Here is a 12,264-nt window from a genome sequence, read left to right on the forward strand (position 1 = left end):
CATGTCGGAAAACCTGATCGAAATCTGCGACCTGAGCGTCGCCTTCAACGGGCAGAAAGTGGTCAGCAACCTGAGCCTGGATGTGCACCGTGGCGAGTGTCTGGCACTGGTTGGCGAATCCGGTTCCGGCAAGTCCGTCACCGCCCATTCGATCCTGCAATTGCTGCCCCGCAGCGGCACCCTGACCACAGGCAGCATCACCTACCGGGGTCAACAACTGGTGGGTGCCGACGACCGCACCCTTCGCGAGCTGCGCGGCAACCGGATTGCCATGATTTTCCAGGAACCGATGACCTCGCTGAACCCGCTGCACAGCGTAGCCAGGCAAATCGGCGAGACATTGTTGCTGCATCGCGGCATCAGTGGTCGTGAAGCGCAAAAACGCATTGTCGAGCTGCTGGAGCTGGTAGGCATTCAACAGCCGGAGAAACGCCTGAAAGCCTATCCGCACGAGCTGTCCGGGGGCCAGCGCCAGCGGGTGATGATTGCCATGGCACTGGCCTGCGAACCGGAGCTGCTGATTGCCGACGAGCCGACCACTGCGCTGGACGTCACGGTGCAACGCAAGATCCTTCTGCTGCTCAAGGAGCTGCAGCAGCGCCTGAACATGTCGCTGTTGTTGATCAGCCATGATCTGAATCTGGTGCACAGCGTCGCGCAGCGCGTCTGCGTGATGCGCGCCGGCGAAATCGTCGAGCAGTCCGATTGCAAGTCGCTGTTCAAATCACCTCAGCATCCCTACAGCCGCCTCCTGCTGGACGCCGAACCTGCCGGCGAACCGCTGCCACGCGACACCCGGGAAACGGTGCTGCAGGTCGACAACCTGAAGGTCTGGTTTTCCCTGACCGGCGGCATCCTGCGGCGGCACAAGGAATACCTCAAGGCGGTGGATGACATCAGCCTGAGCATCGAGCGCGGCAAGACCCTCGGCATCGTCGGTGAGTCGGGTTCCGGCAAGTCGACACTGGGCCAGGCGATCCTGCGTCTGCTGGAGTCGCGCGGCAGCATCCGCTTTCGCGGGCAGGCGCTGGACGGCCTGAGTCAGAAACAGATGCGCCCGTGGCGTAAAGAGATGCAAGTGGTCTTTCAGGACCCTTACGGCAGCCTCAGCCCGCGCATGTCAGTGGCGCAGATCATCAGTGAAGGACTGGAGGTGCACAGCCAGTACAACCCGGCGAAATGCGATGCAGAGGTCATTCGGGCCCTGGAAGAAGTCGGTATCGACCCGCAGAGTCGGCATCGCTACCCCCATGAGTTTTCCGGTGGCCAGCGTCAGCGCATCGCCATTGCCCGGGCGCTGGTGCTGAAACCCGCATTGATTCTGCTCGATGAGCCGACATCGGCGCTGGACCGCACCGTGCAGAAACAGGTCGTGGCACTGTTGCGCGAACTTCAGGAAAAGCATGGCCTGACGTACCTGTTCATCAGCCATGACCTGGCAGTGGTCAAAGCCCTCGCCCACGACGTGATCGTGGTCAAGGATGGCAAAGTCGTCGAGCGTGGCGCCAGTCATGATGTCTTCGAGGCGCCGCAACATCCCTACACGCAGGAATTGCTGGCGGCCGCGCATCCTGAATGATCTGCCTCGCAACGAAGCTTCTGCCCGGAGGGCGTAGGCGCGTCTCCGATTTACGCCTGCGGCCCCGGCTCGTCATCATCGACCAGCCCCCACTCGGCGGTGCTTGCCGTGCTGCTGCCGGTCGGGGCCGGCGGCGGTGTGGTCAGGGTCCCGGCGCCGCCTTCACTGTGCAGTTTGAGGCGCAGGCGCACGTTGTTTTGCGAGTCGGCGTTCTTGAGGGCCTCTTCTTCGCTGATCGCACCTTCGACGGCCAGATTGAATAGCGCCGTGTCGAACGTCTGCATACCGAGGCTGCCGGACTTCTCCATGATGCCCTTGAGTTCGGTCAGTTCATTGCGCTGAATCAGGTCGCGAATGGTCGGCGTGCCCATCATCACTTCCACTGCAGCACGACGCTTGCCATCCGGGGTTCTGACCAGTCGCTGGGAGACGAATGCCTTGAGGTTGTTGCCCAGGTCATGCAGCAACTGCGCGCGACGCTCTTCCGGGAAGAAATTGATGATTCGGTCCAGCGCCTGGTTGGCGTTGTTGGCATGCAGTGTCGAGATCGCCAGGTGGCCGGTGTCGGCAAACGCCAGCGCGTGCTCCATGGTCTCGCGATCGCGAATCTCGCCGATCAGAATCACATCCGGCGCCTGGCGCAGGGTGTTCTTCAGTGCCGCATGGAAGCTGCGGGTATCGACCCCGACTTCGCGCTGGTTGACGATCGATTTCTTGTGGCGATGGATGAACTCGACCGGGTCTTCAATGGTGATGATATGGCCACTGGCGTTGCGGTTACGGTAGTCGATCAGCGCCGCCAGGGAGGTCGACTTGCCCGAACCGGTGGCCCCGACAAACAGCACCAGACCGCGCTTTTCCATGATCACGTCGAGCAGCACGGGCGGCAGGAACAGGTCTTCGAAACGCGGGATGTCCAGCTTGATATTCCGCGCGACGATGGACACCTCGTTACGCTGCATGAAGATATTGATCCGGAACCGGCCGATACCCGCCATCGAAACGGCGAGGTTCATCTCCAGTTCGCGCTGAAACTCGAGCTTCTGCTCCTCGTCCATCAGCCCCTGAGCAATGACTGCGACCTCCCCCGGCTTGAAGGTTTCGCTGCCCAATGGCTTGAGCACACCGTTGAACTTGGCGCACGGTGGCGCTCCGGTGGAGAGGTACAGGTCCGATCCGTCCTGACTGGCCAGAATCTTCAACAGCGCCGGGAAATCCATAATCAATACCGTACAAAATGAAGTAAAAAGACCACGGCCGTCAGGACGGCACGCGTGACGCGCGGGCGTCGCTCAGCAAGAGCAGGCATAATGGCAGCCTTTTGCAGCAGGTGATATTGCGACATGAAAGCCCAAGCCCGCCATATTCTGGTGAAGACCGCCGAAGAGGCCGAACAGCTCAAGCTGCGCATTGCCAAGGGTGAGGCGTTTGACGTGCTGGCTAAAAAGCATTCTAGCTGCCCGTCCGGCAAACGTGGCGGCGATCTGGGCGAAGTCAGGCCTGGGCAAATGGTCGGCGCCATCGATCAGGTGATCTTCAAAAAGCCGCTACGCGTCGTGCATGGGCCGATCAAGAGCAAATTCGGCTATCACCTGGTGCAGGTGTTCTATCGCGACTGAAGCACACGCCAAAAGCTGAAAAACCCCGAACCGAGTGAGGTTCGAGGTTTTTCGGGCATTGGCCAGCGTGGCAATCAGTTCGGCGAAATGGCGCCGTCTACCAGCACTTGAGCTTCTGCCACCAGCCGCTTGAGGTGATCTTCGCTGACAAAACTCTCGGCGTAGATCTTGTAGATGTCCTCAGTGCCTGAAGGGCGCGCGGCAAACCAGCCATTTTCGGTCATGACCTTCACACCACCGAACGCCTGATCGTTGCCCGGCGCGTTGCTCAGCACTTGCTGAATAGGCTCGCCCGCCAGCTCAGTGGAAGTCACCTGATCCGGCGACAGCTTGCTCAGCAGTGCCTTCTGTTGCGGGTTGGCCTTGGCATCGACGCGGGTCGAGAACGGCTCGCCCAGTTCTTCAGTCATGGTCTTGTAGATTTCGCTCGGATCGCGACCGGTACGCGCGGTCATTTCCGCAGCCAGCAAGGCCGGAATCAGACCATCCTTGTCGGTGGTCCAGACCGTACCGTCGCGGCGCAGGAACGAGGCGCCGGCACTTTCTTCACCGCCAAAACCCAGCGAGCCTTCAAACAGGCCTTGTGCGAAATACTTGAAGCCGACCGGCACTTCGTACAGGCGACGACCCAGGCGCTTGGCCACCCGATCAATCATGCCGCTGCTGACCACGGTCTTGCCGACCGCCGCATCGGCACGCCACTCAGGACGGTTCTGAAACAGGTAGTCGATGGACACGGCGAGGTAGCTGTTGGGCGTCATCAGTCCGCCAGTCGGGGTCACAATGCCATGACGGTCGTGATCCGGATCGCAGGCAAATGCAACCTGATAGCGGTCCTTAAGACCGATCAGGCTTTGCATGGCGTGGCTGGAGGACGGGTCCATGCGAATCTGGCCATCCCAGTCGACGGTCATGAAGCGGAACGTAGGGTCGACAAATTTATTGACCACATCCAGATTCAGGCCGTAATGCTCGCCAATCGCCGACCAGTAATTCACTCCGGCGCCGCCCAGCGGGTCGACACCAAGACGCAGGCCCGAGTTGCGGATGGCGTCCATGTCGATCACGTTTTTCAGGTCGGCCACGTAGGTGTTGAGGTAATCATGGCGGTGCGTGGTATCGGCACGCAGCGCTTTTTCATGGCTGATGCGTAAAACGCCAGTGACTTTCTCGGCCAGCAGTTCGTTGGCCTTGTTCTCGATCCACTTGGTGACATCACTGTCGGCCGGGCCGCCATTGGGCGGGTTGTACTTGAAGCCACCGCTTTGCGGCGGGTTGTGCGACGGCGTAATGACGATGCCGTCCGCCAGCCCGGAAGTACGACCGCGGTTGTAGCAGATGATCGCGTGGGAAACCGCAGGCGTCGGGGTGTATTCGTCACCTTGCGAAATCATCACCTGCACGCCATTGGCGGCCAGCACTTCAAGCGCAGTGGCCGCGGCCGGGGTCGACAGCGCGTGGGTATCGGCCCCCAGAAACAAGGGGCCGTCGATACCGTTGGCCTTGCGGTACAGGCAGATCGCCTGACTGATAGCCAGCACGTGCCATTCGTTGAAACCCAGGTCAAACGATGTGCCACGGTGCCCGGAAGTGCCGAACGCAACACGTTGAGTGGGCACCGATGCATCGGGCTGGCCGGTGTAGTAAGCCGTGACCAGTCTCGGAATATCGACCAGTAACTGCGCAGGTGCCAGCTTGCCGGCGAAAGGACTGAGACTCATACAACCTCCACGAAGAAATGAAATACGGAGAAAAAATAAAGACTTGCTGCAGCTGACAAGGTGATCGATGCCGCAGTTTACTGGCAGTTCGACAGCGCTGCTTGAGTATTGATCCCCGGCATCTGCGTCTGTTTCAGCTCAATCGGCAAAACGACAACCGAGCTCAGGCCATTGACGTTTCGGGCCGCCACCACGCTGGAAACAACTGCTTCACCTTATGCTCGGCAAAACGGTCATCGATGAGCATGACCACACCGCTGTCACTCTGGCTGCGGATAACCCGTCCGGCTGCCTGTATCACCTTCTGCACGCCAGGGTAAAGGTAGGTGTAGTCGTAACCGGCACCGAACAGCGCGGCCATGCGCTGCTTGAACTGTTCGTTGACCGGATTGAGCTGAGGCAGGCCCAGGGTAGCGATGAATGCGCCGATCAGGCGTGCGCCCGGCAAGTCGATGCCTTCACCGAACGCGCCGCCCAGCACGGCAAAACCGATGCCCTGACTGCTCAGGGTGAACCGGTCGAGAAAGGCGTGGCGCTCACGCTCGCCCATCCCCCGCGCCTGCTGCCAAAGGCTGATGTGCGGGTGAGTGCGCGCCATCAGCTCGGCGACCTGCTGCAGGTAATCGAAACTGCTGAAGAACGCCAGGTAATTGCCCGGCCGCGTGTCGAACTGCTCGGCCATCAGTTCGACAATCGGCGCCAGCGAAGCCTGACGATGGGTAAAGCGCGTGGAAATGCGACTGACGATGCGCACGTCGAGCTGATCGTGATGAAACGGCGATTCCACGTCGATCCATGCCGTGTTGGCAGGCAATCCCAGCAGGTCCGCGTAATAGTGGCGGGGGTTGAGCGTTGCGGAAAACAGTACCGTGCTGCGCGCAGCGGTCAGGCGCGGGCGGATGAAACGCGCGGGAACGACGTTGCGCAGGCTGAGGCGCGACAGAATGCGCTTGCCGCCCGCCTCGCGCCGGGTGATGTCGAAAATGAAATGCTCATCGAACAGCTCGGCGATGCGCGCAAAACCGATGGCTTCCAGGTAGAACCCCTGCAACGTGCCATCCACGGCCTGCGGGTGCTCGTTGAAATGATCACCGATGGTCGAAATGCACTGGTTGAGGCTGCCGATGAATTTTTCCGGTGCTGCCGAATAAGCCTGATAGGCGCCGGGCTGTACCTTGTGCAGCGCATTCCATTGGCGATCCAGACGCTGCAAGGCTTTTTTCACAGGTTCCGGCGCTGTCTGAATCAAGGCTTTCATCTGGCTCTGATCAAGACTGGCGCTGTACATCTGGCGCGCTCGCTCGACCATGTTGTGGGCTTCATCGACCAGCACCGCAACGCGCCACTGATTGAGCTGACCGAGGCCGAACAGCAGCGCGCTCAGGTCGAAGTAATAGTTGTAGTCCGCGATGACCACGTCAGCCCAGCGCGCCAGCTCCTGGCTCAAGTAATACGGGCAGACCTGATGCTGCAAGGCGACATCGCGTACGCCCGCCTGATTCAGCCACGGCGAGGTCAGCGCCGCCGAGCGAGCGGCTGGCAGACGATCATAAAAGCCGCTGGCCAGCGGACAGGAATCACCGTTACAGGCCTTGTCCGGATGCTCGCAGGCCTTGTCGCGCGCCACCAGCTCGAGGACCCGCAGCTTCAGCTCCGGCGCGCTGTGATTGATGACTTCCAGCGCATCCAGTGCCAGTCGACGCCCCGGCGTCTTGGCGGTGAGAAAGAAAATCTTGTCGAGCTTCTGGCCGGGCGCAGCCTTGAGCAAGGGAAACAGGGTGCCCACCGTTTTGCCGATACCGGTCGGCGCCTGAGCCATCAGGCAACAGCCGGTACTGACGGCCTTGTACACCGACTCGGCCAGCACCCGCTGCCCGGCGCGGAAAGACGCGTGGGGGAATTTCAGGCTGCCCAGTGTCGTGTGCAGCGCCTGCGTATGCGCAAGTTCCTGCTGTGCCCAGCCGAGGAATATCGTGCACTGTCGTTCGAAGAACGCTTGCAGCTTAGCCGCGCTGAACGGCTCACGAATCAGGGTTTCCTGCTCGCTGACAATGTTGAAATACACCAGCGCCAGCGTCACACTCTCAAGCTGCAGGCGCTGGCAAAGCAGCCAGCCGTAGACCTTCACCTGCGCCCAGTGCAACTGACGGTGGTTGGCCGGCATCGCGTCGAGTTCACCGCGATAGGTCTTCACCTCTTCCAGCTGATTGCGACTGGCGTCGTAGCCGTCCGCCCTGCCCCTTACCGTCAGCTCGCGATAATCGCCACTCAACGACAACTCGGCCTGGTAATCGGCGCCGCGCCGCGTGGCGACCGTGCGATGCCCGGCAATGCCTTCCTGAGCCGTGGGTGACGGCGTAAAGCGCAGGTCGAGGTCGCCGACCTTGGCAGTAAACTCACACAACGCGCGCACGGCCACGACATAACGCGCAGGCAGCTCGCTGGCGAGGACAGGCTCGGGATCAGGGTTTACGGGGGCGTTCGGGGTCACTGCGCTGGGGAGCCGTTGGTTGTGAATACTGGACAGGCGTCCAGTTAACAACCTTGAACCACGTCTGGCAAACACAAATGGATCGACGGCCTGCCATGTCGAGGTCTATGGCAGACGAGCCTGGCTCAATGCCTCTCCCAGCGCACCCAGCAGCCTAGCGGGTTCACGGGTCCAGTCACTGGCATAGCTGACCCACAGATGTTGCGCGTAGCGGTTCTGCACAGTGAACAGCTCGCCGGGGCTGACGACGATCGATTCGGCCAGCAACGCGATGAAGACCTGGCGCATGTCCACGGGGTATGCACTCTCGGCCCACATGCCGCAGCCGCCCTCGGGCAATTGATAACGCAGCGCCCCGCCGGTGTGTTCATCCAATTGCCGGATCATCGCCTGCATGCGTCTGCCCAGCGTCTCTCGCAACGCCAGCAACTGCCTGTCCAGACGCCCGCTGCTGCACAACCTGGCGATGGCCCTTTGCCGAAGCGGCGGCAGTTCGAATGCTCGCAGGCAGAAATACTGCTGCCAACGCGCATCCAGGCTCTTGCACAGCAGGTAAGCATAGGGCGCTTCAGGCCCGAGGCTCTTCTCGAATCCGCCGATGATCACCAGCCGCTGCGGGTCGATCCAGTGGCGCAGCGGAACTTGCCCGGCAGCAAATTGCAGCTCGGCGTGACTGTCGTTTTCCAGCACCCAGACCTGATGACGATTGAGCACTTCGGCGACTGCCTGGCTGTTGCCCTGCGCACGCACGCTGCCTCGCACCGGGTTCAGCAACGAGGGCAACACGGCGAGCCCGATGTCATAGCCGCGCAGCAGGCCGTCGATCCGGGCCGCATCAAGGCAGCCGGTCTCGTCCAGCGGCAGTTCGATAATCCGGATATCGAATGATTGCAGCAGGCGCAGCAACCCCCAGGCACAGGGCGATTCCACCAGTACCGTGCCGCCGCGCAGGCCCAGCGTGCCGAGCACCGCCTTGAATGCGCCATGAAAGTCAGCGGCGACATAGACATTGTCAGCGTGCCAGCAATGCGCTGCATCGCGGGTGTAACGGGCGGCAATTGCCGTGCGAAGTTCCGGCTCACCGAATGGCTGAAAAACCGGGTCCCGCTGACGCGGGTAATGCCTGCTCAGCTCGCGTTCCATTGCTGGCAGCGGACTGTCCTGGACGTGCAAAAGCGCCGGCTCATCGCAGCCCAGCAACGCCATGCCGGGGCGCCGGGCGTTGTCGTACAGGGCCTGCAAAAGATCGCCGTCTGCGTCCGGCACTACGTGACCCTGCGCACTCAAGCTGCGCGCTACCGAGTAATAACCCGATTTGGGCAGCGAATAGACGCGCCCTTCCTTTTCCAGCAGCGAGTAGGCGCTTTGCACCGTCGATATCGATACGTTCAGTCGCTGGGCCAGCTGTCGCAATGACGGCATTTTCAGCGCCGGCTCGCCCTGCTGCTGGTCAACCAGACGCACCAGGTAGCGGTAGACCGCCTGATAGGCGAAATCCGTGTTGTTTTTCATGCAGGTACCCGCCGCTCAACCAGAACAGGCTTCAGAACATCGCTGCATGACCGACGCCGTTTGCAGGCAGCAGCCATGCCTGGCGACCGGATCAGCGTCCCGAGAGCATCTCGGCCACTGCCTGCCCCGTCGCAGGGTCGACGGTCATGATCCGGCGCTTGTCGGGGTCGGCAGCGCGGATTCGGGCGATGATTGACTGCGGGTCGTCGAAGTTCACCCGCTGCTTGCCATAGAGACTTTGCAATGACTTGAGGCTCAAACCGCTGATATCCACCAGCCACTGCATGACTTGGTCCGGCGCCGTCGAACCCGACAGCGCCTTGTGCAGATCCGGCAGCGCCACCAGCATCCCGGGGTGGCAACTGCGCAGAAACGACTCCAGGCCATGGCCATGATCCACGAACGGCGAAAACAGCATGCACACCAGCTGAGTCTCGTTCAGGCCGAAGCCCTCCTGAGCGAAGCTCGACGCCAGCTCGCGGCGCGCCTCGATGCGTGCCCGACCGGCATAAGCGCTGAGTGTCTGGTCGATCAATCGTGGCGGCATCTGCTTTCTGCGCATCAGTGACGTCGCCAGCTCAAGGTATTCGGCGATCCCGTCGGCATAAGTACGCGCTTGCAGGTACTGCGCCGTCAGGCCGCGCATGTGGGCCATCAACAAAGGGTTGGCGCAATCCGATTCACTGAAGCTGAACGACAGATCATCAAAGCGGAAATCGAGGAATTCGGTCAGCAGGTTCCAGTGCTCGTCCGCCTTGCAACTGACCAGATCGGCAATGGTGATGAACGCCGGCGAACTGCTTTTTTCAGGCAGCACCATGGCTCGGCTTGCCGGCGGGCTGTCATCGCCCTCGCCGTACAGCTCGTGATAGTAAGCCTGGCCAATCGTATCGATGACCTTGAGCACGCTGGCCAGCGTCTGCTTGCCCCAACTGCCCGAGTATTGCCCGGTACGCTGGGCCAGACGCATGATCCAGGTCGCGTACTGACGCTGCTCTCTGCGCGAGTCGCCACTGACCACCGCATCAACCCCACTGCCCCAGCTCAGGGCGCGCCCCAGAAACTCCGCCAGCCCGAGGTAACAGGTATTGCAAAACGTGGTGCGGGCGTCGCCTGCGGACAGGTGGCCACCCAGCAGCATGTCCAGACGATTCTGCTCACGCCCCGCGCTGGAAAAAGGCAGGTCCGGCTCGAAGGCCTGGGTGTACTGATTGTCGATCACCAGCATCTCGACACGTGGGTCGTCGTAGAGAAACAACGCTGAATAGGTGCGGTTGATGTTATCCATCACCGCAGGGGTCATGCCCGCGTGACGTCGATTGGCAACGCGCAGGTTGAACGTACCGGGCGAGCGGCAGGCAATACTCAACTGGGCAGCGCGCAGAAAGGCCAGCGTGTAGGCACTGTCCTTGCCACCACCGAACGCCACCAGCACCTTGAAGCCGGCAATCCGCTCGATGCCGCCGGCCGCAACAATCAGGCGCTGGATCAACAACTGCAGCGCGGTGCGCTCTGCACGCGAGAAGTACCCCAACAAGCGTTGCAGCACTTGCTGGTAGACATAATTCATTGCCTGCTCGTGAATAGAACTCATTGTGTGCCACCTGCCTGTCGCTCAAGACATGACACGGTGCAGACAGAACATTGAACATCAAGCTGACAACCAAACTTATAGTCGCGCATGACTCATTCCCTGAGTGGTAATTACCGACGCATTATCAGCATCTTTGAAACAATTACAATAGACAGTTTGCGTTGAAAAACAGTGCAGCCCCGGGCACACTTTCAACTGATTAAACACACTGTTTAATGTGTATCATTGAACGCAGGCGACAAACGATTTTTTTCAACTTAACAGCCTGCAACCCCAACAGCCAGGCCGCTCAGGCTTTACCACAAGCGGCCGAGCACCCGTCGCTGTTAATATTTCATTCTGCCTCGTAGGAAATGATATTTATAATGCCGCCTTCACTGACAGAACTCATACACTCAAATAAACAATCCTGCCGGCCCTGTTGTCGATTTTATTTTTACCCTTCATTCAAGGTTATGCACTTCTCGGCAAACTGACAGGTGCGTCATTCGACGTCGTTTAATGCCTGGCGTCTCTTTTGCAATATGGAATGCAAAAAGCCTTCCGATCGGAAGGCTTTTCAATAACGAGCGCTGACCAGGAGGTGATGAATCAGACCGCCTCGACTTCCAGCACCGCACGCCCGCCAATCGGGCAGACATCCATGTAACGGTGCGCCTGCACCACTTGCTCGAACGGAAAGCTGCGCGTCTGCAACGGCGCCAGTACCTTGTCGCGAGTCATCTGATTGATGTCCTGCAAGGCACGCTGCAGCGCTTCTTGATCCTGGGTAATGCCCAGCTCGGGCTTGCCGGTGAAATTGCCCAGGCAATGCACGTAGAACTGGATGTTCTTCTGGAACGCGGCACAGGCCGGAAACGGCGTCTGATTACCGCCCTGCAGGCCATACAGCACCAGACTGCCACGCGGCGCAAGCACATCGCCCATGATCGACATCTGCGGACCACCAAGGCCATCGAAGACGGCATCGACACCACGGTTGTCGGTGTACTTGTTGATCGCCATCAACAAGTCCTGTTCTTCGGTGACTACCACTTTTTCAGCGCCCAGTGACAGCAGATACTCACGAGCATCCTCGGTCTTGGTCGCGGCGATAACCCGAGCCCCCAGCGCCTTGCCCAACTGCACGAATGCAGGGCCGGAGCAGTGGCTGGCGTCGGTGACCAGTACGGTTTGACCGGACTTGATACGCGCCAGATCGACATAAGCAAAGTACGCCACCAGATACGGCGTGTAATGCACGCTGGCCTGGACCGGCGTCAGTACATCCGGATAGCGGGTCAATGCCCGGCGCGGCATGACGATGGATTCACCATAGACCGGGTGCTGGTTGGCATCGGCCGCAGGAAAACTGGCGACCTTGTCGCCCACTTGCAGATCATCCACACCGTCGCCCAGCGCGGTAACCACGCCAGCCATCTCGTAACCCAGACCGGCAGGCAGCCGGGCTTGGGTAGACGCGAGATTTTGCCGCCAAAGAACGTCGTACCAGCTGACACCGATGGCCTGAACACGCACCTGTACCTCGCCGGTGACAGGCGACGCGACAGGATGCTCTTCGACTTTGAGCACCTCGGCCGGGCCAAACTGGTGAAAACGGATCGTGCGGGACATTTAGAACCTCGCCTGGTGAACCTTGATGCCACAAACTTTATCCGGGCATTGCCGGCAACACCATCGGTGGCTATTAATAGTCGACATGCCTGTCATCGATTGTGTCCTGTGCGCTACACGGCGCAGCCAGACAG

Annotated in this window: 8 protein-coding genes; 2 read left to right on the plus strand and 6 right to left on the minus strand. The window is 60.3% G+C overall.

Features of this window, described 5'->3' with window-relative positions; genetic code table 11:
* Position 1: 1 nt before the first annotated feature.
* Positions 2-1,579: an ABC transporter ATP-binding protein gene (locus GE543_RS02090; protein WP_153220753.1), complete on the plus strand. Its 1,578-nt coding sequence runs from the start codon at positions 2-4 to the stop codon at positions 1,577-1,579.
* 50 nt (positions 1,580-1,629) lie between these two features.
* Here the strand turns inward: GE543_RS02090 and GE543_RS02095 are convergent, their stop codons facing one another.
* Complete coding sequence (locus GE543_RS02095) at positions 1,630-2,799, minus strand: PilT/PilU family type 4a pilus ATPase (RefSeq protein WP_003410864.1); 1,170 nt, start codon at positions 2,797-2,799, stop codon at positions 1,630-1,632.
* 123 nt (positions 2,800-2,922) lie between these two features.
* Between GE543_RS02095 and GE543_RS02100 the strand changes: the two genes are divergently transcribed.
* A complete protein-coding gene (locus GE543_RS02100) occupies positions 2,923-3,198 on the plus strand; it encodes a peptidylprolyl isomerase (protein ID WP_002553334.1) in 276 nt (91 codons plus the stop codon).
* 74 nt (positions 3,199-3,272) lie between these two features.
* Here GE543_RS02100 and pgm read toward each other — a convergent pair whose 3' ends face one another.
* The 5 genes from pgm to GE543_RS02125 all read right to left on the minus strand — a co-directional run bounded on the left by pgm (position 3,273) and on the right by GE543_RS02125 (position 12,130).
* A complete protein-coding gene (gene pgm, locus GE543_RS02105) occupies positions 3,273-4,919 on the minus strand; it encodes a phosphoglucomutase (alpha-D-glucose-1,6-bisphosphate-dependent) (RefSeq protein WP_153220456.1) in 1,647 nt (548 codons plus the stop codon).
* A gap of 163 nt (positions 4,920-5,082) precedes the next feature.
* Positions 5,083-7,410: an ATP-dependent DNA helicase gene (locus GE543_RS02110; RefSeq protein WP_371927069.1), complete on the minus strand. Its 2,328-nt coding sequence runs from the start codon at positions 7,408-7,410 to the stop codon at positions 5,083-5,085.
* Positions 7,411-7,515: 105 nt separating this feature from the next.
* Positions 7,516-8,922, minus strand: a complete 1,407-nt coding sequence (locus GE543_RS02115; RefSeq protein ID WP_153220458.1) for a PLP-dependent aminotransferase family protein — start codon at positions 8,920-8,922, stop codon at positions 7,516-7,518.
* A 91-nt stretch (positions 8,923-9,013) separates the two neighbouring features.
* Positions 9,014-10,516 (minus strand): hypothetical protein, encoded by a 1,503-nt coding sequence (locus tag GE543_RS02120; RefSeq protein WP_024665842.1) that lies wholly within the window; start codon positions 10,514-10,516, stop codon positions 9,014-9,016.
* A 591-nt stretch (positions 10,517-11,107) separates the two neighbouring features.
* Entirely contained in the window at positions 11,108-12,130 is a 1,023-nt protein-coding gene (locus tag GE543_RS02125) for a zinc-dependent alcohol dehydrogenase family protein (RefSeq protein WP_017279302.1), read from the minus strand.
* Positions 12,131-12,264 lie beyond the last annotated feature (134 nt).

This window comes from Pseudomonas sp. SZ57, assembly GCF_009495975.1.
GTDB lineage: Bacteria > Pseudomonadota > Gammaproteobacteria > Pseudomonadales > Pseudomonadaceae > Aquipseudomonas > Aquipseudomonas syringae.

Excerpts from the sequence above, each read along its gene's own strand:
- GE543_RS02090 (WP_153220753.1), top strand. The coding sequence starts at position 2 with ATGTCGGAAAACCTGATCGAAATCTGCGACCTGAGCGTCGCCTTCAAC.
- GE543_RS02095 (WP_003410864.1), bottom strand. The coding sequence starts at position 2,799 with ATGGATTTCCCGGCGCTGTTGAAGATTCTGGCCAGTCAGGACGGATCG.
- GE543_RS02100 (WP_002553334.1), top strand. The coding sequence starts at position 2,923 with ATGAAAGCCCAAGCCCGCCATATTCTGGTGAAGACCGCCGAAGAGGCC.
- pgm (WP_153220456.1), bottom strand. The coding sequence starts at position 4,919 with ATGAGTCTCAGTCCTTTCGCCGGCAAGCTGGCACCTGCGCAGTTACTG.
- GE543_RS02115 (WP_153220458.1), bottom strand. The coding sequence starts at position 8,922 with ATGAAAAACAACACGGATTTCGCCTATCAGGCGGTCTACCGCTACCTG.
- GE543_RS02120 (WP_024665842.1), bottom strand. The coding sequence starts at position 10,516 with ATGAGTTCTATTCACGAGCAGGCAATGAATTATGTCTACCAGCAAGTG.
- GE543_RS02125 (WP_017279302.1), bottom strand. The coding sequence starts at position 12,130 with ATGTCCCGCACGATCCGTTTTCACCAGTTTGGCCCGGCCGAGGTGCTC.